The 25,110-nt window shown below is 67.9% G+C and carries 27 protein-coding genes and 1 pseudogene; 7 read left to right on the top strand and 21 right to left on the bottom strand.

What is annotated here, in order from left to right; translation table 11 throughout:
• Positions 1-6 precede the first annotated feature (6 nt).
• The 16 genes and pseudogenes from ACZ9GM_RS15030 to dacB form a co-directional block, all read right to left on the bottom strand.
• Positions 7-1,215, bottom strand: coding sequence for a globin domain-containing protein (locus ACZ9GM_RS15030; protein ID WP_291476242.1), 1,209 nt, complete (start codon positions 1,213-1,215; stop codon positions 7-9).
• Positions 1,216-1,269: 54 nt separating this feature from the next.
• The gene (locus ACZ9GM_RS15025; protein ID WP_291476243.1) at positions 1,270-1,749 is read right to left on the bottom strand and encodes an RrF2 family transcriptional regulator; all 480 of its coding nucleotides are present in this window, start codon (positions 1,747-1,749) and stop codon (positions 1,270-1,272) included.
• Positions 1,750-2,027: 278 nt separating this feature from the next.
• Positions 2,028-2,324 (bottom strand): DUF503 domain-containing protein, encoded by a 297-nt coding sequence (locus ACZ9GM_RS15020; protein ID WP_291476244.1) that lies wholly within the window; start codon positions 2,322-2,324, stop codon positions 2,028-2,030.
• Positions 2,325-2,368: 44 nt separating this feature from the next.
• Positions 2,369-2,782 (bottom strand): aspartate 1-decarboxylase, encoded by a 414-nt coding sequence (gene panD / locus ACZ9GM_RS15015; RefSeq protein ID WP_014009032.1) that lies wholly within the window; start codon positions 2,780-2,782, stop codon positions 2,369-2,371.
• A 10-nt stretch (positions 2,783-2,792) separates the two neighbouring features.
• Positions 2,793-3,710, bottom strand: coding sequence for a pantoate--beta-alanine ligase (gene panC / locus ACZ9GM_RS15010; protein ID WP_291476245.1), 918 nt, complete (start codon positions 3,708-3,710; stop codon positions 2,793-2,795).
• A 42-nt stretch (positions 3,711-3,752) separates the two neighbouring features.
• Entirely contained in the window at positions 3,753-4,688 is a 936-nt protein-coding gene (locus ACZ9GM_RS15005; protein ID WP_291476246.1) for a Rossmann-like and DUF2520 domain-containing protein, read from the bottom strand.
• Positions 4,685-5,833, bottom strand: a complete 1,149-nt coding sequence (locus tag ACZ9GM_RS15000) for a DUF6779 domain-containing protein (protein WP_291476247.1) — start codon at positions 5,831-5,833, stop codon at positions 4,685-4,687. Before ACZ9GM_RS15000 ends, ACZ9GM_RS15005 begins: the two co-directional genes overlap by 4 nt.
• 10 nt (positions 5,834-5,843) lie before the next feature.
• Positions 5,844-6,377: a DUF3180 domain-containing protein gene (locus tag ACZ9GM_RS14995; RefSeq protein ID WP_291476248.1), complete on the bottom strand. Its 534-nt coding sequence runs from the start codon at positions 6,375-6,377 to the stop codon at positions 5,844-5,846.
• Complete coding sequence (gene folK, locus ACZ9GM_RS14990; protein WP_291476249.1) at positions 6,374-6,919, bottom strand: 2-amino-4-hydroxy-6-hydroxymethyldihydropteridine diphosphokinase; 546 nt, start codon at positions 6,917-6,919, stop codon at positions 6,374-6,376. The genes ACZ9GM_RS14995 and folK overlap by 4 nt, the downstream gene beginning before the upstream one ends.
• Complete coding sequence (gene folB / locus ACZ9GM_RS14985) at positions 6,916-7,299, bottom strand: dihydroneopterin aldolase (protein WP_291476250.1); 384 nt, start codon at positions 7,297-7,299, stop codon at positions 6,916-6,918. Before folB ends, folK begins: the two co-directional genes overlap by 4 nt.
• Positions 7,292-8,188, bottom strand: a complete 897-nt coding sequence (gene folP / locus ACZ9GM_RS14980) for a dihydropteroate synthase (RefSeq protein ID WP_291476251.1) — start codon at positions 8,186-8,188, stop codon at positions 7,292-7,294. Before folP ends, folB begins: the two co-directional genes overlap by 8 nt.
• The gene (folE, locus tag ACZ9GM_RS14975) at positions 8,188-8,805 is read right to left on the bottom strand and encodes a GTP cyclohydrolase I FolE (protein ID WP_291476252.1); all 618 of its coding nucleotides are present in this window, start codon (positions 8,803-8,805) and stop codon (positions 8,188-8,190) included. Before folE ends, folP begins: the two co-directional genes overlap by 1 nt.
• On the bottom strand, positions 8,802-11,213 hold the full coding sequence (ftsH, locus tag ACZ9GM_RS14970; RefSeq protein ID WP_291476253.1) for an ATP-dependent zinc metalloprotease FtsH: 2,412 nt from the start codon (positions 11,211-11,213) through the stop codon (positions 8,802-8,804). The genes folE and ftsH overlap by 4 nt, the downstream gene beginning before the upstream one ends.
• A 37-nt stretch (positions 11,214-11,250) precedes the next feature.
• Entirely contained in the window at positions 11,251-11,853 is a 603-nt protein-coding gene (gene hpt, locus ACZ9GM_RS14965) for a hypoxanthine phosphoribosyltransferase (protein WP_476038374.1), read from the bottom strand.
• A 387-nt stretch (positions 11,854-12,240) separates the two neighbouring features.
• A pseudogene (gene tilS / locus ACZ9GM_RS14960) lies at positions 12,241-12,858 on the bottom strand (tRNA lysidine(34) synthetase TilS); the annotation flags it as partial.
• Between the two features lie 5 nt (positions 12,859-12,863).
• Entirely contained in the window at positions 12,864-14,315 is a 1,452-nt protein-coding gene (gene dacB, locus ACZ9GM_RS14955) for a D-alanyl-D-alanine carboxypeptidase/D-alanyl-D-alanine endopeptidase (protein ID WP_291476254.1), read from the bottom strand.
• Positions 14,316-14,464: 149 nt separating this feature from the next.
• Between dacB and ACZ9GM_RS14950 the strand changes: the two genes are divergently transcribed.
• From ACZ9GM_RS14950 to ACZ9GM_RS14940, 3 genes are all read left to right on the top strand, one after another.
• Positions 14,465-14,932 (top strand): SRPBCC family protein, encoded by a 468-nt coding sequence (locus ACZ9GM_RS14950; RefSeq protein WP_291476256.1) that lies wholly within the window; start codon positions 14,465-14,467, stop codon positions 14,930-14,932.
• 11 nt (positions 14,933-14,943) lie between these two features.
• Positions 14,944-15,417, top strand: coding sequence for an inorganic diphosphatase (locus ACZ9GM_RS14945; RefSeq protein ID WP_291476258.1), 474 nt, complete (start codon positions 14,944-14,946; stop codon positions 15,415-15,417).
• Positions 15,418-15,655: 238 nt separating this feature from the next.
• Positions 15,656-16,579, top strand: coding sequence for an SGNH/GDSL hydrolase family protein (locus ACZ9GM_RS14940; protein ID WP_476038280.1), 924 nt, complete (start codon positions 15,656-15,658; stop codon positions 16,577-16,579).
• A gap of 17 nt (positions 16,580-16,596) precedes the next feature.
• Here the strand turns inward: ACZ9GM_RS14940 and ACZ9GM_RS14935 are convergent, their stop codons facing one another.
• Positions 16,597-17,187: a YdcF family protein gene (locus ACZ9GM_RS14935; protein ID WP_476038279.1), complete on the bottom strand. Its 591-nt coding sequence runs from the start codon at positions 17,185-17,187 to the stop codon at positions 16,597-16,599.
• 249 nt (positions 17,188-17,436) lie between these two features.
• Here ACZ9GM_RS14935 and ACZ9GM_RS14930 point away from each other — a divergent pair, with 249 nt between their 5' ends.
• Both ACZ9GM_RS14930 and ACZ9GM_RS14925 read left to right on the top strand, forming a co-directional pair.
• Entirely contained in the window at positions 17,437-17,757 is a 321-nt protein-coding gene (locus ACZ9GM_RS14930) for a rhodanese-like domain-containing protein (RefSeq protein ID WP_291476263.1), read from the top strand.
• A gap of 119 nt (positions 17,758-17,876) precedes the next feature.
• The gene (locus tag ACZ9GM_RS14925; RefSeq protein ID WP_291476265.1) at positions 17,877-18,338 is read left to right on the top strand and encodes a MarR family winged helix-turn-helix transcriptional regulator; all 462 of its coding nucleotides are present in this window, start codon (positions 17,877-17,879) and stop codon (positions 18,336-18,338) included.
• Here ACZ9GM_RS14925 and ppk2 read toward each other — a convergent pair.
• The 3 genes from ppk2 to groL all read right to left on the bottom strand — a co-directional run bounded on the left by ppk2 (position 18,335) and on the right by groL (position 21,295).
• Entirely contained in the window at positions 18,335-19,240 is a 906-nt protein-coding gene (gene ppk2, locus ACZ9GM_RS14920; protein ID WP_476038373.1) for a polyphosphate kinase 2, read from the bottom strand. The two genes, ACZ9GM_RS14925 and ppk2, sit on opposite strands and share 4 nt — an antisense overlap.
• Positions 19,241-19,429: 189 nt before the next feature.
• A complete protein-coding gene (locus ACZ9GM_RS14915; protein WP_291476268.1) occupies positions 19,430-19,543 on the bottom strand; it encodes a PorACj family cell wall channel-forming small protein in 114 nt (37 codons plus the stop codon).
• A 108-nt stretch (positions 19,544-19,651) separates the two neighbouring features.
• The gene (gene groL, locus ACZ9GM_RS14910) at positions 19,652-21,295 is read right to left on the bottom strand and encodes a chaperonin GroEL (RefSeq protein ID WP_476038278.1); all 1,644 of its coding nucleotides are present in this window, start codon (positions 21,293-21,295) and stop codon (positions 19,652-19,654) included.
• A 253-nt stretch (positions 21,296-21,548) separates the two neighbouring features.
• Here groL and ACZ9GM_RS14905 point away from each other — a divergent pair, with 253 nt between their 5' ends.
• Entirely contained in the window at positions 21,549-22,949 is a 1,401-nt protein-coding gene (locus ACZ9GM_RS14905) for a dipeptidase (RefSeq protein ID WP_291476271.1), read from the top strand.
• A gap of 192 nt (positions 22,950-23,141) precedes the next feature.
• Positions 23,142-23,762 carry a hypothetical protein gene (locus ACZ9GM_RS14900; RefSeq protein ID WP_476038276.1) on the top strand — a complete coding sequence of 207 codons (621 nt, stop codon included), beginning with the start codon at positions 23,142-23,144 and terminating at the stop codon, positions 23,760-23,762.
• A 168-nt stretch (positions 23,763-23,930) separates the two neighbouring features.
• Here the strand turns inward: ACZ9GM_RS14900 and ACZ9GM_RS14895 are convergent, their stop codons facing one another.
• Positions 23,931-25,109: a glutamate--cysteine ligase gene (locus ACZ9GM_RS14895; protein ID WP_291476275.1), complete on the bottom strand. Its 1,179-nt coding sequence runs from the start codon at positions 25,107-25,109 to the stop codon at positions 23,931-23,933.
• Position 25,110 lies beyond the last annotated feature (1 nt).

The following is a 25,110-nucleotide window of genomic DNA, read 5'->3' as shown; positions in this document are numbered from 1 at the left end:
AGGTTACTATCCCAGCAGCCAGTCGTTCGGGGAGAACAGCTCGAAGTGCACACCGACCGGTTCCAGCGAGGACGCCGCGATCTGGGCGCGGATGTCCTGCAGGAAGCCGTTGCCGCCGCACAGGTACCAGTCGGCACCGGCGGGGATGTCCAGATCTGCCAGGGAGACACGCTCGCCGGCGCCGGTGTAGCTGCGGTAGCGGCGGACCGTGGAGCCCTGGGAGTCCAGCGCATCCAGCAGCCCCTTGGTGACCTCGCGCTGAGCGTAGGCTTCCTCGGAGACGTCCGAGTGGATGACGGTGATGTCGCGGGCACCCGCCCCGGCGACGAGCGCGGAGAGCATACCGACCATCGGGGTCGAGCCGATACCGGAGCTGACGAGCACCACCGGGGTGGTATCCGAGTCACCGAGCACGAGGTCACCGGCGGGCAGGGTGGCCTCCACCCGGTCACCCACGGCGGTGGTGTCCAGCAGCGTGGAGGAGACCTCACCGTCGCGCTGCACGGCGATGGTGAAGCCCTTGTCGTCCCAGTTGACCAGGGAGTACTGACGCAGCTGACGGGCGCCGTCGCCCAGGGTCACGCCGAGGGAGGTGTACTGGCCGGCCTTCGTGGCGGTGAAGGCACCCGGAGCGTCCGGCACCTCGAAGGTGAACTCGGTGACCCGGTCGGACAGGTCACGTCGGGCCACGAGAACGGCATCCCGGAAGACATCACCGGGGGTCACCTCGGCGGTGGCGTAGAGATCCTTCTCCGCGTCGATGAGGACCCGGGCCATCAGCCAGTAGACCTCGGTCCAGGCTTCGGCGACCTCAGGGGTCACAGCCTCGCCGAGGACCTTGCCGATCGCAGCGAAAAGGTAGTGGTAGACGATCTTGTACTGGTCCTCGGTGATGCCGAGCGAGACGTGCTTGTGGGCGATGCGGGAGAGCATGTCGACCGCGTCCGGGCCGTCAGGGTTGACGAGCATGGTGGCGAAGGTGGCGACGGAAGCGGCGAGGGCCTTCTGCTGGGCGCCGGTCTTCTGGTTTTCACGGTTGAAGGTGTTGGCGAGCAGGTCCGGGTTCTCGGCGAACATGCCGGCATAGAAGGTCTTCGCGATCTCCCCGATATTCTCCCCGATGACCGGGAGGGTGGCCTTGACGGTCACCTCGTGGGCCGGGCTGAGGTGGGCGGTGCGGGCGGCCTCGCGCAGGGGTTCGGTTGCGGTGAACATGGTCGTTACCTCCATGGGAAGTGTGGTTGTGGAGTGGAGTAGGGGTTCTCGAGTTCAGTGCAGGGCGGGTAGCCCGGGCAGCCCGATGGATACAGGTCCGGATGACGCCTGGTCGCTCCGGTCGATGAGCTCGCCGAGGGTCATGCCGTCGAACGTGGCGAAGAAGTTCTCCTGCGCCTGTGCCAGCAGGTGCCGCAGGGAACAGTCCCGCGCGGCGAGCGGACACGGGGCGTCCCCGTCACAGTCGACGACCTCGTGGTTGCCTTCGAGTTGGCGGAGCAGGAGTCCGATGTCTGTCTCCCGTGCGCCGTCCGCGAGGTACACCCCACCGCTGCGTCCGCGGACGGACGCCAGGACGCCCAGCCCGGTGAGCCGGGCGACGACCTTCTTGACGTGGGACGCCGGGGCCGCGGTCTGGACCGCGAGTTCTCCGACGGTGCGTCGCTGAGCCGGGTCGGTGGCACCGGCGGCGCCGGTGTCCCCGAGGATCATGAGGGACCGGAGTCCCAGGTCAGCGAACTTGGTGAGGTGCATGGACTCCACGCTAGGCCGGTCGCCGTAAAAGGGACATCTCAGATACCCCATATAAGTTCACGGTGGTCTCACGCGAAACCACAGGTCAGGGTACGTTTACCTGACCTGTTCCGGACTATCTGCCCTGTGGCGTGCGGCGTCAGGACAGACCGTCCGGCCGTGCAGTCCGACAGGACGCCACCGATTGATCTACGTCACATTTTCCGGGGCTCCCCCGCCCCTTCTCCCTGCCACCCCCGGTCGGGTTAGTCGGGCGGGACCGGACAAGGCACCGCCCCCTACAGGTCATCCGAGGAGAGGTAGCGGGGACGCCCCGACAGCAGCTGCACCTCCGGGTGGGACGCCACGAGCCGTTCCACCGCGTCCAGTACCTCGACGACGCGCTCCCGGTCCCCACTGACCACGGATACCCCGATCATCGTCCGACGGTGCAGATCACGGTGGTCCACCTCGGCCACCGAGACATCGGACTTCCGGCGGATCTCCGCGACGAGCGGGCGCACCACCGAGCGCTTCTGTTTGAGGGAATGCACATCCCCGAGGAGAACATCGAGTTCACAGGTTCCGGTCCACATATGGGCGGAAAGCCCAGCGCACCCGGGGACCGGTGAACAGGGACCTACGCCGGGAACCGGGGGTTCATCAGGCCGGATCCCACCGGCACGTCCGCCGGATCGTCCCCCAGCGACACCTGGCGGTTCTCCCCGTCGACGAAGACGACCCGCGGGTTGTAGTCCTTGAGCTCCTCGGCGGTGTACTGGCCGTAGCCGATGATGATCACAAGTTCGCCGGGGTGCACCAGATGGGCGGCGGCGCCGTTGATCGAGATCATCCCCGAGCCCCGCTCACCGGTGATGGCGTAGGTGGTCAGCCGGGCGCCGTTGTCGACGTCGACGATGTCGATCTGCTCACCCTCGAGGATGTCGGCGGACTCCATGAGATCGGCGTCGATCGTGCAGGAACCCACGTAGTGCAGGTCAGCCTGGGTGACCGTCGCCCGGTGGATCTTGGACTTCATCATGGTTCTCAACACGCGGACAACCTTACTGCGCTGCTGCGGCGTCCGTGGCCGCAACGGGATCGTCGCCCAGGTTCCGGAACCCGATCCCCACAGGCACGCCGACGTTGTCGATCAGGCGGGTGTCGCCGATCTTCGCCGCGACCAGCAGTCGGGCGTCACCGGTCTCCGGGGCGTCCCCGAGGTCCGCGCCGCGCAGCTCCAGGTAATCGACCTCGATCTCCGGGACGGAGTCCAGGATCGCCCGGGCGGTGGACAGCACAGCCTCCGCACCGTCCTCGGCGACATGGGCGCCGGCGGTCAGGGCCGCCGACAGGGTCAGCGCCAGTTCACGCTCGGTCTCGGCGAGGTAGATGTTGCGCGAGGACTTCGCCAGGCCGTCGGCCTCGCGGACGATCGGGACCCCGTGGACCTGCACACCGAGGTTGAGGTCGGTCACCATCTGCTGGATGAGGACCAGCTGCTGGTAGTCCTTCTCACCGAAGAAGGCGTCCGAGCAGCTCGTGATGTGCATGAGTTTCTGCACCACGGTGAGCATCCCGGCGAAGTGGATCGGCCGGGTGCGACCCTCGAGGATCTCACCGACCGGGCCGGGATGCACCGTGGTCCGCGGTCCGTTGGGGTACATCTCGCGGACGCTGGGCGCGAACACGGCGTCCACCCCGACCGCGCGCAGCTTCTCGACGTCGGCGTCGAGGGTACGCGGGTAGGCGTCCAGGTCCTCACCCTCGCCGAACTGCAGCGGGTTGACGAAGACCGACACGACGACAAGGGCCCCGGGGATGCGCTGGGCGTTGCGCACCAGTGACAGGTGGCCTTCGTGCAGCGCACCCATCGTGGGCACGAGCACGACCGGACGCCCGACCTTGCGGATCGCCCGGGTCAGCTCCCCGATCTCCTCGATGCCGGTGTAGACCGTGGCCTGTCCGGGGGTGAAACTCACCGTTGCCGCTCCTTCGCGATCAGAGTGTGATGCTGTAACGGATCAATAAGAGTAGTCCCCGTCCAGTGCCCGCTCCACATTGAGGGACCCTACGGACCGCGCGGTGCGCAGTGCCGCCGCCCGGTAGGACGCCGCGAGCGTCTGCCCCTCGTCGTCCACCGCACCGAGCGCGTCGAGGTGACGCAGCACGGTGGCGGCGTCGTCACGGGCGGTCGGGCCGGTCAGTGCGGCCGTCCGACGGTCGAGCACTCCGGCGAGTGTCGCGGGCAGGATCCTGCGCAGCAGCACCGCCGAGTCCGGATCCTCCGCCACCGGGACACCCGACTGTCCCTCCCCCGGATCCGCCAGCGCGTGGTCGAGGACGCGCAATGCCTCGCTGACCAGGGTGACCAGGTGGTTCGAGCCGTGCGCCATCGCAGCGTGGTAGAGCGTCCGGTGTTCCTCGGCGACCGGTACGGCGATACCACCGCAGGCACCGACGAGCAGTTCCGCGACCGCGGCCCCGGTGTCCGAGTCCGCGGTGACGCCCCAGGCGCAGCCCGCGAGATTGCCGGTGTCCTCCGGACGCCCGGTGAAAGTCATCGCCGGGTGCAGTGCCAGGGGCAGCGCCCCGGTGTCCGTCACCGGTTGCAGGACGCTGCAGCCCAGGGCCCCGGCGGTGTGGACCACGATCTGGCCGGGACGGGTCACCTCGGCGACCTGCTCCACGACTGCGGGCAACTGCGGATCCGGCACGGCGAGGACGACCAGTGCCGCCTGCGCCGCATCCGCGATGTCGGTCACCGGCACACCGGGCAACCGCTCGGCGGCCCGGGCAGCGGAGACGTCGGAGCGGGCGACGACACCGTGGATGTGGTGCCCGGCCCGCTGGAGAACCGAGGCCACCGCAGTCCCCACGGAACCGGCAGAAATGACCCCGACCGACAGGCGCGGTTCCTGTCGGTCGGGGTGGGGTGCGCTGACGTCGCCTCCGGTCACTTGGCGTTCTTCTTCAGCTGCGCCATGAGCTGCGCGACAGTGACGGAGCTGTTTCCGTCTTCCGGACGTTCATCGGCGCGACGGCGTCCATGGGAATCCTCCGTAACGGCCGGAGACTCGGCCCGACGGCGACGGTGGTGGCCGATCTCCTCCTCGGGAGCCTCGTGATGGCCGGCAGTGGGAGCGGTGAAGGACGGGGCGGACTCCTCCGGCTCCGCTTCTGCAGCCTCTGCAGCCTCTGCAGCCGTCGCTTCGGGGGCCGCCTTCTCCGGCTGCCGTGGGGCCCAGGTCCGCTCAGCGGGCTTCTCCGTCACGGGCTCCGGAGCAGACTCTCCAGCGTCGCTGTACCGGCTGTCCCGGGTGTCCACGACCAGCGGGAGCATGCTGGTCTCCTCGGAATCGGTACCGGACCAGTTCACCGCGGAGAAGGTACCGGTGGCGAAGCCGCCACGGCGTCCACCCTGGTGGGACTCCGGCGCCTGGTGCGTACGACCGGTCTCCGGGGCCGCCTCCGACTCCTCCTGCTCACGCTGGAACGGGGAGCGTGACGCGAACGGGGACCGACCCGACGCATCGGACGATGTGTCGGTGCCCCCGGCCTTCGCGGTGTTCGCGGCCGTCGGCGGCGTGGAATGACGCTCCAGCTCGATGATCCGTTCGGCACGGGCGCGGACGGCCACCTGGTCCTCGGTGAGATCCAGTCCGGACAGGTCCGAGAGCTGCTCCCGCAGTGCGGCGAGCTCGAGGCGGATGGACTCGAGTGTCTCGTCGCGTCCCGTGTCACCACGGTCCGCGTAGGACTTCTCCAGTTCCGCCTCACGACGCCGGTGCTCGGCACGCTCGGCGTCCAACTCGGCGACACGTCGGGCGTCCCGCTCCCGGTTGCGGGAGGATTCCTCCCCCAGCGCACCCGAGTACCGGGACACGAGGACGGCACCGATGAACGCCGCCCACAGCGCTGCGATGACCGCGATGTTCATCCACACGTCACTGTCGACGAAGAACATGATCACCGTCGCGAACAGTGCCAGGACGAAGAGGAAGTACATCAGCAGTTTCGAGACACCACCCGGTGCCCGGGTGGGCCGTGCGCTCGACGGATCCGGGAGTCGGTGCGGATCAGGAGACGGATACGCGGAACTCATGTCGCCCACACTACATTGCCTGTGCCCCTGACCGGCGTCCATCCGGATCCGCGTCGCCCGGCGGAACCAGACAACAGCGCTCCAGGACCACGCCGGCGACCGCCACAGCAGCCCCGGCGGCCACACAGGTCACCGCCCCGGGAGTGTCTTCCTGGGCCGCCAGCAACGAGGAGTACTCGACGACGACGTAGACCGTCAGCCCCAGGTAACCGCCACCGACGAACGCCCCCAACCACGAGCAGGCCTTGCCCAGCACCGCCGCCCGGGCAATGAAGACAGGAGCCATCTGGCTGCGGTCCTGACCCACCTCACCGTCGGCGATCCGCCGCCGCACCGCCACCGCGGTCACCGCCGCGACACCGGCGATGATCCACATCGCCACGGAATTCCGGACCCGGGCCGGCGGAAAGTCCCCGTAGAAGTAGACCGCGGCCACCCCGACGACCAGTGCCGAGGCACCGGCCGCGACGAGCAGGGCACTGACCGGGGTCAGCGACATGCCGGGTCCGCCCGACTGACCCGGTTGTCCGTTCTTCTGCTTCATGGAGCCCATGCTACGTCGGGCAGCGCACGCACTCCGGACACATCCTCCTCAGGACAGGCGGCGATGAGGTCCGCCAGGGGTGTTCCACCGAGCGTGGACGAAGGGTCAGCGTCCTGCCAGGGGACCAGGACGAAGGCGCGCGCATGGGCCCACGCATGGGGCACGACGAGCTCCTCACCCCACCGGCCGTCGCTGCGGATCTCCTCCCCCGTGTCCGAGTACAGCGCGACCAGGTCGACGTCCAGTGTGCGCGGTCCCCAGTGCCGGGCACGGACCCGGTGGGCGGCCTGCTCCTCCGCCTGGCAGCGGTGCAGCAGATCCAGTGGGGTGAACAGGGCGTCCTCCACATCTGCGATGAGGACACAGTTGCGGAACTCGGCCTGGTCGGCCACACCCCACGGCGGGGTGGCGAACATCCGGGACGACGCGAGGACGCGGATCCCCGCGGTGGACGCCAGTGACGCCGCCGCGTGGGCGATCTGTGCCGCCGGGTCCCCGAGGTCACCGGGCAGGTTCGCACCGAAGGCGAGGACGGCCCTCACTTCCCCGTCCTCGGAGCGGACTTCTGGGACCGTCGGGCGACGACACGAACATCGGTGAAGGGGTGGTGGATCGGGGCGTCCGGCTTGTGGACGGTCACCTCGACCGCGATCACCCCGGTCAGGTCGTTGATCCGGTCGGCGACAGTGGCCGCCAGGGTCTCGATGAGGTCGAGTGACGGCCCCTCGATGACCCCCACGGCGATATCGGCGAGGTCGACGTAGGAGATCGTCTGGGCGATCTCGTCGGACGCGGTGGCGGCCGAGAAGTCGGTCCACACCACGAGATCGGTGATGAACTTCTGGCCCTTGTCCTTCTCGAAGTCGTAGACACCGTGGTAGCCGTAGGCTTCCAGTCCGTCGAGTTCAATACGGTCAGCCACGTCGGGCCCTCCATCCTTCCGGCAGCGCCGGTCCGTGTGCCAGTGCCACCGCATGGGCGACATCGACGGCCGCCCGGGTCGCGGCGACGTCATGGACCCTCACGGCCCACACGCCTGCCTGTGCGGCCAGTGCCGAGACCGCCGCGGTGGCGTCATCGGCGGAGGTCGGGGTGCCGGGTTCCCCGTCCGGACCCGGTCTCAGAGCCGTGAGGAACCGCTTGCGGGACGCCCCGATGAGGGTGCGGTACCCCTGCTCCGCCCAGGTCGCGGTGTAGCCGGGCATGTCGTGCAGCAGTGCCCAGTTGTCGTCGGCGTCCTTGGCGAACCCGATACCGGGGTCCAGGATCAGCCGATCGGCGGGGATACCCGCGTCCCGGGCGGCCTCCGTCAGGTCACCGAGCAGCCCGGTGACGTCGGCGACGACATCTCCCCCGTGGTCGGCACGTCCTTCGGCGGAGGCGAAGCGCCCGGTCCGCCAGTGCATGAGACAGTAGTCCACCGGCCGCCCCACCGGCCGTGTCCGGTCGGCGTCGGCGATGACCCGGTACATCCCGGGGTCCGCCAGCCCACCGGAGACATCGTTGACGATGTCGACACCGGCGGCGACCGCGGCGCCCGCAGTGGCGGCGCGCATCGTGTCCACGCTGGTGGTGATGCCGTCGGCGTGCAGGGCGGCGATGACCGGGACGACCCGGTCACGCTCGACGTCCGGGTCGACGCGGGTGGCTCCGGGACGGGTGGATTCCCCGCCGATGTCGATGATGTCCGCACCGGCGTCGACCATCTCGCGGGCGTGGGCGAGCGCACGCTCCGTGGAGTTCCACTCACCACCGTCGGAGAAGGAGTCCTCGGTGACGTTGAGGATCCCCATCACGAGCGTGCGGGGCATCAGTTCCCCCGGATCAGGGCAAAGGCCTCGGCACGGGTGCGGGCATCGTCCCGGAAGCCACCGCGCACGGCCGAGGTCACGGTCGTCGCGCCGGGTTTGCGGATACCGCGCATAGCCATGCACAGGTGCTCGCACTCGAGGACGACGATGACGGCGGACGCGTTGAGACGGGTGGCGACGGCGTCGGCGACCTGACTGGTGAGGCGTTCCTGGACCTGGGGACGCTTCGCGAAGCCGTCGACGAGGCGGGCGAGCTTCGACAGTCCGGTGACGGTGCCGTCCTCGCCGGGGATGTAGCCGATGTGGGCGTGACCGTAGAAGGGCACCAGGTGATGCTCACAGGTCGAGTAGATCGGGATGTCCTTGACCAGGACGAGTTCGCGGTGGTCCTCGTTGAAGGTCTTGTCGAGGACCTCCGCCGGGTCACGGAAGAGACCGTCGAAGATCTCACGGTAGGCGCGGGCGACCCGTGCCGGGGTCTCCTGCAGACCCTCGCGGTCGGGGTCCGCACCGACGGCGAACAGCAGCTCGCGCACGGCTGCTTCCGCCCGCTCCCGGTCGAAGGGGCGACCGGTGATCTGGGAGACCGGCTGGTCGGTGGATTCAGTGTTACTCAACGGTCGTCCTCGGTCGTGTCGTCGGTGTTCTGCTCCGGGGCAACCCGGTGGTGGCGTCCGGTGGGGGCGTCGTCGGTGGCCCACGGGTGGTCGGGCTGCTCATTGTCCGGCAGACGGAAACCACGCATCTCGCCCTGGCCGGTTGCCCGTTCGGGGCCGGACCCGTAGTTCTGCTCACCGGGGTGACGCGGGGTGGCCTGGCCGGAGGGGTTGTTCAGCGGATCGCCGGGCGGGTTGGTCCGGTCCTGACCACCCCAGAGGTGGTCCTGGCGGGGTTGACCGGGCTGCTGGACCTGCTGTCCCTGCTGCTGCGGCGGGAAACCGGGCAACTTCGGCGGCACCCGGTCGCCCCCCTGCTGCCGCTGCTGGGTCTGTTCAAGCTGCTCAGCACGCTTGGCCTCCTGAGCCGCCCTGCGACGCTCCATCCGGGCCTTGCGCGCCTCGGAGTAGAAATCGGGACGCACCGGCGGCTCCTCGCCACGTTCCTTGGCGAGTTCGTTGGGGGTCTTCACCGGTTCACGGAAATCCTTCGGGAACTCGACGTCCTGGCCGTCGAAGATGTCGTTGACCTCGACCGAGGGCATCTCGCCGAAGATGGCCTCCAGGTCCGGACGACGCAGCGTCTCCTTTTCCAGGAGCTTGGTCGCCAGGGTGTCGAGGTAGTCCCGGTTCTCACGCAGGATGCGGTAGGCGACGACGTGGGCCTTCTCGATGAGCATCCGGACCTGGTCGTCGATCGTCGCAGCGACGGCCGGCGAGTAGTCCAGGGTGCCCTGGCCGGGGCGTCCGGCGAACGGATCGCCCTGTTCCTCGCCGTACTTCACCGCGCCGAGCTGCGGGCTCATGCCGTACTCGGTGACCATGCCGCGGGCGATCTTGGTCGCCTGCTCGATGTCGGCGGAGGCACCCGTGGTCGGGCTTCCGAAGACCAGCTCCTCGGCGGAGCGTCCGCCCATGGCGAAGACCAGTCGGGCGAAGAGCTCGGAGCGGGTGTACATGCCCTTGTCGTCCTCGGGCACGGCCATGGCGTGACCGCCGGTCTTGCCACGGGCCAGGATCGTGACCTTGTAGACCCGTTCGATGTCCTTGATGCCCCAGGCGGCGAGGGTGTGGCCGCCCTCGTGGTAGGCGGTGACCTTCTTCTCGTGCTCGGAGATGATCTTCGAGGTGCGGCGCGGACCACCGATCACGCGGTCGGTCGCCTCCTCCAGTGCATCGCCGGTGATGACATTGCCGTCGACGCGGGCGGTGAGCAACGCGGCCTCGTTGAGGACGTTCGCCAGGTCCGCACCGGACATACCGACGGTCCGCTTGGCCAGGGACTTCAGGTCCACGTCGGGGGCCAGGGGCTTGTTCTTCGCGTGGACACGCAGGATCTGCTCGCGGCCGGCCAGGTCCGGGTTGCCGACCGGGATCTGCCGGTCGAAGCGGCCGGGGCGCAGCAGCGCAGGGTCGAGGATGTCGGGCCGGTTCGTCGCGGCCATGAGGATGACGCCCTCACGGTCGTCGAAGCCGTCCATCTCGACGAGGAGCTGGTTGAGGGTCTGCTCGCGCTCGTCGTGACCGCCACCCATGCCGGCGCCACGCTGGCGACCGACCGCGTCGATCTCATCGACGAAGATGATGCAGGGGCTGTTCTCCTTGGCGGTCTTGAACAGGTCGCGCACGCGCGAGGCACCGACGCCGACGAACATCTCGACGAAGTCCGAACCGGAGATCGTGTAGAAGGGGACACCGGCCTCACCGGCGACGGCGCGTGCCAGCAGCGTCTTACCGGTACCGGGCGGACCGTAGAGCAGGACGCCGCGTGGAACCTTCGCCCCGAGCTCCTCATAACGTCCCGGGTTCTGCAGGAAGTCGCGGATCTCGTCGAGCTCCTCGACAGCCTCGTCGGCGCCGGCGACGTCGTCGAAGGTCGTGTCCGGATTGTCGACGTTGAGTTCCTTGGCCTTCGACTTGCCGATGCCGAAGGCACCGCCGGGGCCACCCTGCATACGGGTGAGGAAGAAGAGCAGCAGACCACCGATGATGAGGATCGGCAGCAGCATGACCAGCAGTGAGCCGAGGAAGGAATCCTCGGATACCCTGGTCTGGTAGGACTCGGCATCCGACGCCTCGACCTTGTCGAAGATGGATTCCGCGGCACGGGCCGGGTACTTCGTGATGATCTTCTCGATGTCGTCGTCCCCGTCGACGCTGATCGTGTCCTTCAACGTGATCTGGAGCTGCTGCTCCCGGTCGTTGATCTGCACCTCCTTGACGTTCTTGTCGTCGAGCTGCTTCACGGCGACGGAGGTGTCGACGTCGGAGTACCCGCGGGTGGAGTCGGTGAGAACGCTGAACGCGTAGATGGCGACGAGGATCGCGGCGACGACCGCGGCAATCCGCAGGACCTTCTTCTTAGTCATAGTCTCCCTAGGGTATCGCAGGGGTGGGCCGGATGAATCAGCTGTACACCTCGGGACGCAGTGCGCCGATCCACGGCAGCGTCCGGTAGCGCTCGGCGTAGTCCAGCCCGTAGCCGACGATGAACTCGTCGGGAACCTCGAAACCCAGGGCGGAGCACGCCACGTCGACGACGACCCGGTCAGGCTTACGGAGCAGGGCGACGACCTCGAGACTCTTCGGTCCGCGACCCTCCAGATCCTTGACCAGCCAGGACAGTGTCCTACCCGAATCGATGATGTCCTCTACGATAACCACATCCCGGCCCGCGATGTCCGTAGCCAGGTCCTTGACGATGGTCACGGTCCCGGAGGATTCCGCCCCCGAACCGTAGGAGGAGACGACCATGAACTCCAGCTGGGCGGGCACCGACAGGGCGCGGGAGAAGTCGGACATGAACACGGCGGCACCCTTGAGGACGCAGACGAGAACGAGGTCCTCCGGGGCGTCCCGGTACCGGTCACTGACCTCGTCGGCGAGTTCACGGACGCGCTGCTGCAGCGTCGGCTCGTCGATGAGGATCCCGGAGATATCGTCGCCGAAAGGGTGGTCGGGAATCTCGGAGGTCACGGTGTCCAGTCTCCTCAGGTGTGTGGTCTCCAGCGCGCCGTCACGCCGCCGGACCACACGTCGGTGGGTGTTGCGTCGGATATCGATTGTAGGCCCCGCCTGTTCCGGGTGCGGCACCGCGACGGGCCCCTGTCCGTGCCAGTCCGTGACCAGCGCGTCGATCCTGGTCAGGTGGACCGAGGTCAGCAGGCCGGCGGACCCGGCGAGCCAGTCGCGGAGCATCCGGCGGCGCAACGGCGCCGGCCGGTCGGCCAGCACCGTCACCGGCAGCCTGTCCCCCGGTGCCACCCCGGCAGACACCAGTGCCCCGGTCGCCAGGTCGTCGAGCAGGTCGGCGTCCTCCCGTAGCAGGCGGGCACTGCGGGTCAGTGCGGCATCCACCCGTGGACCCAGGACCTCCCGCATCACCGGGAGCAGCTCGTGCCGTACCCGCGAGCGGAGGATCTCCGGGTGTTCGTTGTGGGGGTCGTCCCAGAGGTCGAGGCCGAGTTCGGCGCAGCTGCCGCGGGTCTGGTCACGGGTGGCGGCGAGCAGCGGGCGTCCCAGGAAGGACGCTCCGGCGTCCACCACCGGATGCTTGCGGGAGATCTCCCGCAATCCGGCGAGACTGCCGGTGCCCGACCCGCGGGTCAGGGCGAGCAGCAGGCCTTCGGCATCGTCATCGGCGGTATGGGCGACGAGCACGGGGAGACCGGCGGCGGCGTCGCCGAGGGCACGGTAACGGGCGTCGCGGGCCGGCCCCTCCCCCGGTCCGGCAACGTCGACGGTGACCACGGTCGCCGTCGCCCCGAGGCCACGGCACTGATGTGCAGCACGGGCGGCGACGCGGTCCGAGCCGTCCTGGAGACGGTGGTCGACGGTGACGGTGGTGACCGCAAGACCGGCGTGGACGCAGGCGGCGGCCAGTGCCAGGGAGTCCCCTCCCCCGGAGACTCCGCAGACCACGGCGTCCCCGCGGTGCAGCCCGGCACGGTCGAGGAAGGCGGCGAGGCTGTGCCGGACAGCGAGGGTCGCCGGGCCGGGACGACCGGGACACATCGGGACTACACCTTGCGCAGGGCGGCGGCGAGGCGGTCGAGCGCGGCGCGGCCGGCGTCCTGGTCGGAACCGTTGGACAGGAAGGCGAAGGTGAGGACGCGACCGGAGTCCGTGGTCAGCGTGCCCGCGAGGGCATTGACCCCGTCGAGGGTGCCGGTCTTCGCCCGGACCCGGCCGGCGGCGGATTCCGCGCCGGAACCGGAGAGATAGCGGTCGGACAGGGTGCCGTCGGCGGCGGCGACCGGCAGAGCGTCGAGCAGCAGCCGCAGTTCGGCGGCACGGTCGGCGATGTCGTCGTCCACGCCGTCGCTGACCGGTGCACCGGCGGCCAGGGCGAGGACGCCGTCGAGGATCCGGGCACTGAGCCGGTTGTCCTCACTCATCCCGGAGCAGTCCTTGAGCACGGCCTCATCGACGTCGATACCGGCCTCACCCAGGGTGTCGAGGATCGCATCAGTGGCGCCGGAGAAGGTCGCGGACCCACCTCGGGCGGCGGCGACCTCGCGGCCGACGGCCTCGGCGAGGAGGTTGTCACTGTGCAGCATCATGTCGCGCAGCCGGGTTCCCAGCGGCGCGGAGTAGACGGTGCCGAGCGCTTCGAAGGACCCGTCGCTGTCCCCGTCGCTGTCCCCGTCGTCAGTCCCGGTGCCCACCGGCTCATCGGAGACACTGACCGACGCGCCGGTGGCGCCGAGGGCGTCCGCCAGGGCACGGCCGGCGTCGGCGGCAGGGGTGTTCGACCGCGGTGAATAGTTCTCGGTGGGGTCAAGGCGCCCGGCGTCCAGCATCACCGCACCGAGCGGGGCCACATTACCGGCGGCGATATCGTCGGTGGACCAGGTGGAGTTGAACAGATCGCCCTCACGGACCGAGTTGTCGACGATGACCGAGGTGACCTGCTGACCGCCGAGAGCTCCGGTGACCTGTTCGGCGAGATCGTCGATCGTGGGCGCGTCGGTGAAGAACCCGGAGTCCTCGCTGCGTTGCAGGGTGACGTCGCCGCCCCCGCGCAGGATGATCTGACCCGGCTCGTCGCCGGCGAGCACCGTGGTCCCGACGCGGTCGTCGACGGGCAGGGTGAGCAGCGCGGCGGTTGCCGTGGTGAGCTTCGTGGCGGACGCCGGGACCAGGGTGCGGTCCGGATCAGCCGACCAGATCTCCTCACCGGTGGCGACGTCGGTGACATGACCGGTGACCTGTCCGAGTGCCGCATCCGCGGCGGGACCGGAGAGGACGGACGCCACCGTGTCGGTGTCGGGGGCGGAACTGTCCACACCGTCGACTGGTACTGCACCGACCACCGGGGACGCTGCGGTGATCTCCTCGGCCGCTTCGACACCTGTGTCGCCTGTCCGGTTGACCACGAGGGCCGCGGCGACGATGACGATGACGGCGACGACGAATGCAGCGATGCCGTAGAGCCAACGGCGTGAGGAGATCTTGCTCATCTCGGGCATCGGTGCCTTCCGGTTACGGGATATGACCCCCACAGACTATCGGACGACCCTGTCCGCACGGCCGGCTCCTCACCGTCACGGGTCACCCGGTCACCGGCAGGCCGCAGAAAGCCTGCGGAGTTCGTTTCCAGAACGTATGCTCCATGTCCATGGCGAAAGAACTCATCACCGCATCCCGCACCGTCAACGCCACCCCGGACCGCGTCTGGCACGTGGTCTCCGACCTCTCTGCCATGGGCCGTCGCAGTCCGCAGTGCCGCAGGATGCTCGTCCTCGGCCCGGGGACGCCGCGTCCTGGCACGACGACCGTGAACCTCAACCGCCGCGGCATCCTGTTCTGGCCGACCTGGTCGAGGGTCACCGCCTGGGAACCGGCGAAGACCCTCGAGTTCCGGATCCCGCTCAACGGCTCGCGGTGGCGCTACGACCTCGCCGACAACGGCGACGGCACCACCACGGTCACCGAGTCCCGCATCGTGGAGGGGAACACCTCCGCGCTCTCCCGCGGAATGGTGGCCGCGTTCCTCGGCGGCAACGACACCTTCGAGGCCGAGCTGCACAGTGGAATTGAACAGACCCTGGCGGGTATCGCAGGAGAGGCCGAGGCTGCAGGGTAGACTCACTGCCCATGAGCATCGAAGTCACCATCGAGATCCCCAAGGGTTCCCGCAACAAGTACGAGGTCGACCACGAGACCGGCAAGGTCTACCTGGACCGTTACCTCTTCACCCCCATGGCGTACCCGGCCGACTACGGCTTCATCGACCACACCCTGGGTGAGGACGGCGACCCGCTGGACGCCCTCGTGATCCTCCCCGAGCCCCTCTTCCCGGGCGTCATCGTCAAGGCCCGCCCGGTCGGCGTCTTCAAGATGACCGACGAGGCCGGCGGCGACGACAAGCTGTTGTGCGTCATCGACGACGTCCGCTACGACAGGTTCCAGGACATCGACGACATCGCCCATGACGTCAAGGACGAGATCGAGCATTTCTTCGTCCACTACAAGGACCTGGAGCCGGGCAAGGAAGTCCACGGTTCCGGCTGGGGCGACAAGGCCGAGGCCGAGAAGATCCTCGCCGAGGCCATCGAGCGCAACAAGTAGGACCGCTCCCCCTCCTTTCACGTCCAGACACCCTCCCCGGACGCCCCCCTCACGGGCGGTGGCATCCGGGGAGGGTTTTCTGTGTGTGCGGCGGTCTTCTCGGCATTCTCTCAGGCAACTTGCGCCCCATGCGTCACGACGGTCGTCTACAGTATGTCTCACCTCAGACGCTGTGCCCGCTGTGCCGGTTGTGCCTTCTCTCCTTCCCCACTGATCATCCACTGAAGGAGACCTGCGCATGCACCATCGCCGAATCCTGCTGCCTCTTGCCCTGGCTTTCCTGGCCTCCACCGCGGTGACCGCTCCGGCCGGAGCGGTCTCCGGTTCCCTGGGATCCCTGGGATCCCTGGGATCCCTGGGATCCCTGGGATCCCTGGGATCCCTGGACTTCGGGACCACCGTCGAGAACCCCTACTCGACAGACACCCGGAACAACATCGTCGCTTTCGGTGACTCCTTCACCTCGAATTCCGCGAGTTACGTCAACGACGCACCCTGGGCCTATCCCGCCTACCCACGCACCGAAGGGTGCCTGACCGCGCCGGACGCCTGGCCCGCCCAACTCGGCGCCATCACCGGGCGACCGGTCCAGAACTGGGCATGCAACGCACACACGACCGGCCAGATGCTGGGCCGGATCGACCGCGCCATCGCCTCCGGCCACATCAACGACACCTCTCTGGTGATCTTCGCCGCGGGCATGAACGACAAGCGGCAGGGAGTGTCGGATGCCACCGTCGTCGCCAACCTGGTCTCCGCGGTACAGAAGGTGCGGGCCGTCGCCCCCGGAGCGCAGATCGCCGTCCTGGGCCGGTTGGCGACCACGAACACCGAGGGACGGTTCTGCGACCGCAACACCGTACCCGACCAGCCGACCGGGGCGATCGACCGGACCACCGCCTCCTATGAGGCCGCGACCCAGGCCAACCAGCGGGCCGCCGCCGCACAGGCCGACGTGCAGTTCATCGACATCCGGTCGATGACCATCGAGGCGAACTCCAGCTGCGGGCTGGACGCCGACCGCTTCATCTCCGGCATGACGGACACCACAACCCCGGACTACAACATGCCGGCCCATCCCTCCCTGGCCGGCAGCAGGTTCCTCGCCCAGCAGGTCTCCGCCGTCATCGTCGCTGCGGCAGTGGCAGGTCTGCTGCCGTAGCGGGCCGGCCCCGGGAATCAGCCTTCGCCGCCGACGTAGGCGACAGCCTCGATCCCGGCGTCCCGGAAGTTCTGCAGGGCACGGACATTGTGCGGGCTGGAGGTGACGACCACGGCCAGTCCGCCACGGTCGGAGATCATCGACTTGGTGTTCTGCACATTGGCGACGGTGCTGTCCGACTCTTCCTCGATGAGGATCTGGTTGGTCACACCCCGTTCGCGGAGTCCGCTCTCCATCGCCGCAGCTTCACTGGGGCAGTCCGCCTGGGTAGCGCCACCACTGACGATCACCGGATTGAGCAGGTGGGTACGGGCCAGCTCGGTGGCGGCCTCCAACCGGTCGTCGAGCACCTGCGGGCGGGAGCAGTCTTCGTCGAGGCGGGCGCCGAGCACCACGATCGGCACCTGGGCGCCCCGCAGCAGGATCGCCTGCGCAGCGACCGGACTCACCACGGGAATGTCGGCAATGGTCCGGTTGTCGGAGACGAGGGTCTTGTCCTGTGCCGTGGCGCCGGCGGTCGGCGCGCCGGCGAGCCCGACGGTGACAGCGGAGACGGCGGCCAGGGCGAAAGCCGCGGCAGAGCGTGTGGGAGACAGCGTGAGTGACACGTGAGGGCCTTTCGGAGCACCGTAGGACAGTGCCGGAGGTAGGGGGAGAATTCGGCAGGGGGTAAAAGTTTGGGGGTGGTCAGGAGTTGTCACGACAATGTCTCATTCCAGAACGTTCCGCTACCGTTGTCGGAAGATTGACGCGAACCCCACCGCTCATCCTCAGCGTCAGGAATAGAAACACAAATATAATGTTCAGTCTCGGGCAGGCTCGGACGACCGCCGACCGCGGGCGTAGAGTGGTCGACCATGAGTGATTTCGAGACTGTCCAGCCCACCGAGGTCCCCGACGGAGCCCAGCTCATCGATATCCGCGAACCCGACGAGTACGCGCAGTGGCACGCCGAAGGCTCCGAGAATCTGCCGCTTTCCCAGCTTCAGGAGCGCTACGGCGAGTTCGACTTCGACCGGGACATCTACCTCATCTGCCTGTCCGGCGGCCGCTCCGCCCGCGCCTGCCAGTGGCTGGAGATGAACGGCATCGACGCGATCAACGTCGCCAACGGAACTTCCGGATGGCGCGATGCCGGCCTTCCGATCATCGGCGATCAGACCGCACCCCGGAACTGACCGGCCCCGGGGCTCTACCCCTGCTGCGACCGGGGGCGCCGCAGGGTCAGACCCGGGATAGGTACGGGGGAATCCCCACAATTGGGCGACCCAATCCCGGAACCGGTATTCTGGAGCGCATGGCCGATTCCCCCCACCTGCCGCACAACCTCCTCGCGTCCCCCTCGTTCCAGCTGGAGCGACTGCGCCGACGCACCCGGGAATTCGTCGAGGCCGACCTGGCCCGGGAGGGGTTCAACCTCCGCGAGTACTGGGTGCTGACCTACCTCGTCGACGGGGACGCCACCAGCCAGACCACGCTCGGTGAGGTCATCGGTGTGGACCGCTCTGACATGGTCCGCCTCGTGGACTCACTGGAGCAGCGGTCACTGGCGCAGCGGGTGAAGGACCCCAAGGACCGCCGCCGGCAGATCATCTCGGCGACGAAGAAGGGGCGTAAGGCGCAGGAGAAACTGACCCCCGTGGTGCAGGACGCCGAGGACAAGGCCCTCGACGAATCCACCTCCAAGCAGCTCAAGCACCTGAAGAAACTGGCGAAGTCGATCATCGCCTCCGAGGAGGAGACCGATCAGCCGGCCTAGTCGCCGATCTGGTCGCGTCCCCGCTTCACGATCTTCGGGTCCGGCTGACCCACCAGGTCGTAGTCCTTGCCGGTGTAGTCGAACTTGCTGAGCACGTAACGCATGGCATTGAGCCGGGCCCGCTTCTTATCGTTGGACTTGATGGTGATCCAGGGGGATTCATTCGTGTCCGTGTAGCGGAACTGTTCCTCCTTCGCCCGGGTGTAGTCGTCCCACCGGTCAAGGGACGCCAGGTCCATCGGAGACAGCTTCCACTGCCGCACCGGATCGACCTGTCGGATGGCGAAGCGGGTCCGCTGCTCCTTCTGCGTCACCGAGAACCAGAACTTCGTCAGGCTGATCCCGGAGCCCATGAGCATGTTCTCCAGCATGGGCACCTCACGGAGGAACTCGGCGTGCTGGTCATTGGTACAGAAGCCCATGACACGCTCGACACCGGAGCGGTTGTACCAGGAGCGGTCGAAGAAGACGATCTCCCCGGCACAGGGCAGGTGCTGGATGTAGCGCTGGAAGTACCAGGACGTCGACTCCCTCGGGCTGGGTTTCTCCAGGGCGACGGTCCGGGCACCACGGGGGTTGAGGTGCTCGTTGAAGCGCTTGATGGTGCCGCCCTTGCCGGCGGCGTCGCGCCCCTCGAAGAGGATGACGTGCTTCTGGCCCGTGTCCTTGGTCCAGTTCTGCCACTTCAGCAGTTCGATCTGCAGAGCCCGCTTGGTGGACTCGTACTCGTCGCGGTCGAGCCGCTCCTCGTAGGGGTAGTTCTCCCGCCAGGTGTCCACCCGGTGCCCGTCGGGGGTGATGAGTACCGGATCGTCCTCGTCCGAGTCGTCCACCAGGTAACCCTCGGTGGCCGCCAGATCGACGATGTGGAACTCCTGGTTGTCACCTGTACCCGTACCCATGCTGTCTGCCATACCCCCATCCTAGAGCGAACAGCCCGCCGTCACCCGCAGGCCGCACACCCCGTTCCCCCTCGTGTACCCCCGAAACGGAAACTCCCGGTGTCCGGCAACGGACGTGCACACGGCGGCAGGCACGACAGTGGCCCGGCCCCGCCGTAGCGGGGACCGGGCCACTGAAGCGGCGAGGTCCTAGGAGGACAGCGCGGAACCGGCGTCGAAGATGTCGAACAGGCCGGAGAAGACGTCAGCGAAACCGCCGAAGAAGGTGGACAGGTTCTCGAAGAGGCCGAGAAGGTCGGTCATGGTGTTCTCCCTGAGAGGAATCGTATGCAGTCGACCCGGGCGGGCCGTCGGGGGACAATACTAATGCTGTCCCCGACAAATGCAACCCGTCTGCCCACCTACGGGGGATCAGAAGCCGCCCATGCCGCCCATGTCACCCATGTCCGGGGCTGCAGCAGCCTCGGGCTCGGGCTTGTCGGCGACGACAGCCTCGGTGGTGAGGAAGAGGCTGGCGATGGAGGCCGCGTTCTGCAGTGCGGAACGGGTGACCTTCACCGGGTCGGCGATGCCGCCGGCCAGCAGGTCGACGTACTCACCGGTCGCGGCGTTGAGACCGTGGCCGCTCTCCAGGTTGGCGACCTTGTCGACGACGACGCCCGGCTCCAGGCCGGCGTTGAAGGCGATCTGCTTCAGCGGGGAGGAGAGGGCGGCGCGCACGATCTGCACACCGGTGGCCTCGTCACCCTCCAGGCCGAGGTTGTCGGCGAGGACGTGGGCGGCCTGCAGCAGTGCAGCGCCACCACCGGCGACGATGCCCTCCTCGGCGGCAGCCTTGGCGTTACGGACGGCGTCCTCGATGCGGTGCTTGCGCTCCTTGAGCTCCACCTCGGTGGCGGCACCGACCTGCAGGACGGCGACGCCACCGGCCAGCTTGGCGAGACGCTCCTGGAGCTTCTCCTTGTCGTAGTCGGAGTCCGCGTTCTCGATCTCCTGACGGATCTGGCGGACGCGACCGGCGAGCTGCTCGGAGGAGCCGGCGCCGTCGACGATGGTGGTCTCGTCCTTGGTGACGACGACCTTGCGGGCGGTACCCAGCAGCGGCAGGTCGGCGGTCTCGAGAGAGAGGCCGACCTCTTCGGCGATGACCTGGCCACCGGTGAGGATGGCGATGTCCTGCAGCTGGGCCTTGCGGCGGTCACCGAAACCCGGGGCCTTGACGGCGACGGACTTGAAGGTGCCGCGGATCTTGTTGACGACGAGGGTGGACAGGGCCTCACCCTCGATGTCCTCGGCGATGATCAGCAGCGGCTTGCCGGACTGCATGATCTTCTCGAGCAGCGGCAGCAGGTCCTTGACGTTGGAGATCTTGGAGGAGACCAGGAGGATGTAGGGGTCCTCCAGGACAGCCTCGCCGCGCTCGATATCGGTGGCGAAGTACGCGGAGATGTAGCCCTTGTCGAAGCGCATACCCTCCGTGGTCTCGAGGGTCACGCCGAAGGCGTTGGACTCCTCGACGGTGATGACGCCCTCCTTGTTGAGCTCACCGTCGCCCACGGCGTACATGGCCTCGGCGATGAGCTCACCGATCTTCTCGTCCGCGGCGGAGATGCCGGCGGTGGCGGCGATCTGCTCCCGGGTCTCGATCTCCTTGGCGGTGCTGAGCAGCTCGGTGGCGACCTTCTCGACACCGGCCTGGATACCGCGCTTGATGCCCATGGGGTTGGAGCCGGCCGCGACGTTGCGCAGACCCTCCTTGACCAGGGCCTGGGCCAGAACGGTGGCGGTGGTGGTGCCGTCGCCGGCGACGTCGTCGGTCTTCTTGGCGACCTCCTTGACCAGCTCGGCACCGATCTTCTCGTAGGGGTCCTCGAGGTCGATCTCCCGGGCGATGGTGACGCCGTCGTTGGTGATCATGGGGGCGCCCCACTTGCGCTCCAGGACGACGTTGCGTCCCTTCGGGCCGAGGGTGACCTTCACGGCGTCCGCGAGGGTGTTGAGACCCTTCTCCAGGCCGCGACGGGCCTCCTCGTCAAAAGCAATCATTTTAGCCATGTGGCTCGTTTTCCTCCGTGTGAGAGTAGGAGCGACACGTACGGTTCAGAGGCAGCGCCCGCGACGGCACGGGTGGACGCATGTCGCGTCATCCACCCTCACTGCACCTGAAGTGGCTCGTGAAGCGACTCGTAGACCGAGCCCGAACCAGATTGTCTGGCACTCAATACGGGTAAGTGCTAACCCCGTTTTTAGCAGTCTCACCCCTCGAGTGCAAGGAGGGGTGCCGGGGCGACGCGCTATCCTCATATCCATGACTGACTCCCCGACTGAACAGACCTCCCCCACTCCGGAGGCCGCCCGCGCGGCGATGGCCGCACAGATGCCTTTCGTCCGTGAGGCACTCACCGAACTCGTCGCCTTCCGCTCCGTCCACTCCACCCCCGGGCTGGAGAAGGACAACGCGGACGCCGCCGCCTGGGTCGTCAACTCCTTCCGCAAGGTCGGCATCCCCGTCGGACCCCACGTGACCAGTGACGGTTCGACCTCCGTCATCGGCCTGCGTGAGCCTGCAGAGGGATTCCCGACGATCCTCCTCTACTCCCACTTCGACGTGCAGCCCGCGTCCGACGTGGAGAACTGGACCTCGTCGCCCTGGGAGCTCACCGAACGGGACGGCCGCTGGTACGGCCGCGGCGCCGCCGACTGCAAGGGCCACGTGGTCATGCACCTGGCCGTGCTGCGTGCTCTCAACGAGCTTGCCGCCGAGTTCCCGGATGTCGCGAAGGTGGGCGTCCGCGTCCTCGTCGAAGGCTCCGAGGAGCGCGGCGGCTACGGCCTTGAGGACCTGCTGGCGGAGAAGCCGGACCTGTTCGCCGCCGACGTCTTCCTCATCGCCGACTCCGGCAACGACACCCTCGGCGTCCCCGCGGTCGGCACCGCCCTGCGTGGCACCGCACCGGTGACCGTCACCGTGGAAACCCTCGACCAGCCGATGCACTCCGGCCAGTACGGTGGCGCAGCCCCGGACGCCCTGCTATCGCTGATCCACCTGCTCGCCACCCTCCACGACGAGAACGGACTCGTCGCCGTCGACGGACTCGACTCCGACGCCCGATGGGAGGGACGCGGCCCCGATGCCGCGACCTTCCGCCGCGACGCCGGCATCCTCGACGGCGTCGACCTCCTCGGCGAGGCACAGGGCCTGAACCCCAACGACCTCACGGTCGCCCGTCCGTCCATCACCGTCACCGGCCTCGACTCCCTGTCGGTGGCGGACGCCGTCAACGCCGTCGTGGCCCGGGCCGCCGCCCACGTCAGCCTCCGCGTCCCGCCGGGAATGGACCCCAAGGTCGCGCAGGACGCCCTCATCGCCCACCTCGAGGCGCATGTGCCGCAGCATGCGAAGCTCACCATCGAACGTGACACGCTGGCGTCCCCCTTCCTCGCCGACATCACCGGCCCGGCGCTGGCCCGGCTGACCGCGTCCCTGGCGGACGCCTACGGCGCCGAGACGACCGCCGAGATCGGGTCAGGCGGCTCGATCCCGCTGTGCAATGCGTTACTCGCCCAGTTCCCGGACGCCGAACTCGGACTCTTCGGTATCGAGGAACCCGCCTGCCGTATCCACTCTGCGGATGAGTCCGTCTCGCCGGATGAGATTCATGCTATCGGCACCGCTGAGCTGCTTTTCCTCGCCCGCTCCGCGGAGTAACGCAGAGTGATTTGCCCCACATCGATGATGTAAGTATCATCACCGACCATGAACATCTCCCTTCAGCGAGTAACCCACCCGGGTGGAGGAATGGACTGACCCCTCCACCTCGGGGTCGGTGCGATACTCGCACGGTGCGTCGGTCCACATCCAGCCGACACTTTCACCACCGTTCAAGGGAACTGCATATTCATGTTCGAGCCACAGGATTACCGGATGTCTTCCACTACCCTGATCCGCTTCGCCAACGCTGAATCCTCCAGGGATGAGCAGGCGAGCTACGCTCTGCGCCCCTCCGCCCGCCGATCCAGCTCGGTGACCTACCGGACGGCGCAGCCCCTCCCCCGCATCGAGAAGCGTCGCACCCGCACTTTCGCCGAGGATCCCTTCCGCGCCCGTTTCGGACGCCGCCTGCCCGCCGGCATGCGCCAGGAGGCCCGTGGCATGGAGTGGCGCACCTTCATCGAGACCTACGCTCCGGATGCGATCCGGGTCGAGTCACTGCGTACCACGAAGCTCACCGCCGGCCGGAAGAGCTACGAGCTCGCGATCACCGGGCTGCGTGACGGTATGTCGACCCGCGTCTCCATCACTTCGATGGGCTCCGCCTCCGCCATGACCCAGATCCTCGCCGACCACGGTCGCCGCGTGGAGATCCTCGAGTTTCACCAGTACGACATCTTCGAGGCCACGGTCACCTTCATCTACGCACAGCACAAGACCGCGAAGTGCTGGGCGGTGGGCTTCGGTGCCGACCGGGACACCTCCATCGCCGCCGCGCTGGGTTCCGCCGCCACCCGCCTGCACGGCTGAGGGTTTCTTGCCCACCACCCCTGTATGCGCCCGGATCGGGAGTTCAGGGGTGGTTTTTCATGCCCGGACCACCCTGAGGCACCCGACCCGGCGCCTACCCCGGCACAGGTACGACCCGGCAGGGTGGCTCCCCGGCCTCAGACCAACCGGTCGAGTCGCACCCGGTCTCTACAGCGACTTCTTCAGCGTCTCCACCGTGAGGTCGACTGCGGCGATCCACGCCTCCGGCTGGGTGAAGCCCTGCTCTGCACCGGCGTCACCTCGGGTGCGCACACCAGGCTCGAGCGCTGCGCCGGCCTCACGGGCAGCCGCCCGCTGCAGGGCGTAGTCACCGCCGCGCTCGACAATCCGGGAGACCTCCGCGAGCTCCGCAGCACACCCCAGATCCTCCGACAACGGGGTCAGACGCTCCACCCAGTCGGCGAGGTCGTCGGTGACCAGCCGCTCGGTGGTCTCCCGGTCGGTGATGATCAACGCGTCCAGCCCGTAACGGGCGGCACGCCACTTGTTCTCCGCGACATGCCAGTACTGGAGCGTCGGCAGGTCACGGCCTGCCTCCCACTCGCGCTCGTAGTACGCCACGAGGCAGTGGATGAATGCGGCGATGGCGCCGACCTCACGGACCTCCATGGTGGAGTCCGCGAACCGGACCTCGACCGTGCCGTACTTCGAAGGGCGAACGTCGAAGTGCATCGACCCGGTGTGGTTGATCACCCCGGACCGGTCCTGGTCGACGTTGAACGCCTCCCACTCGTCCCAGTCGGAGAACTGGTAGGGCATGCCCGCCGTCGGCAGCTGCTGGTACAGCAGGGTGCGGTTCGAGGCGTAGCCGGTGTCCAGGCCCTCCCAGGCCGGGGAGGACGCCGACAGCGCGAGCACGTGCGGGTACTGCGTCATCACCGCGTTGATGATGGGCCAGACCCGGTCTCTGCCTCCTACACCGACGTGGACATGGATCCCCCAGATGAGCATCTGGCGTCCCCAGTACTGGGTCCGTTCGATGATCTCGTTGTAGCTCTGCTTCTCACTGAGCACCTGGTCACCCCAGTGGGCGAAGGGGTGCGTCCCCGCGGAGAAGACGTTGACCCCCATCTCCCCCGCCACGGTCATGATCTTCGCCAGCTGACCACGGAGGTCCTCGACGGCGTCCGGGATCGTCTCGTGGACGCCGGTCACCATCTCCAGGGTGTTCGCGAGGAACTCGCGGGTGATGGTGTGCCCGGGGTACCGACGGTCGAGCTCCGCCATGATCTCCGGGGCCTTCGCGACGAGGTCGCGGGTCACCGGGTCGACGAGGGCGACCTCCCACTCGATACCGACCGTCGGTGCTGAACCGGGGAATTCCATG

Source organism: Corynebacterium sp. UD i78 (assembly GCF_056280545.1).
Note: the sequence above shows the minus strand (reverse complement) of the source record. Positions and strands in the feature narration are given on the sequence as shown.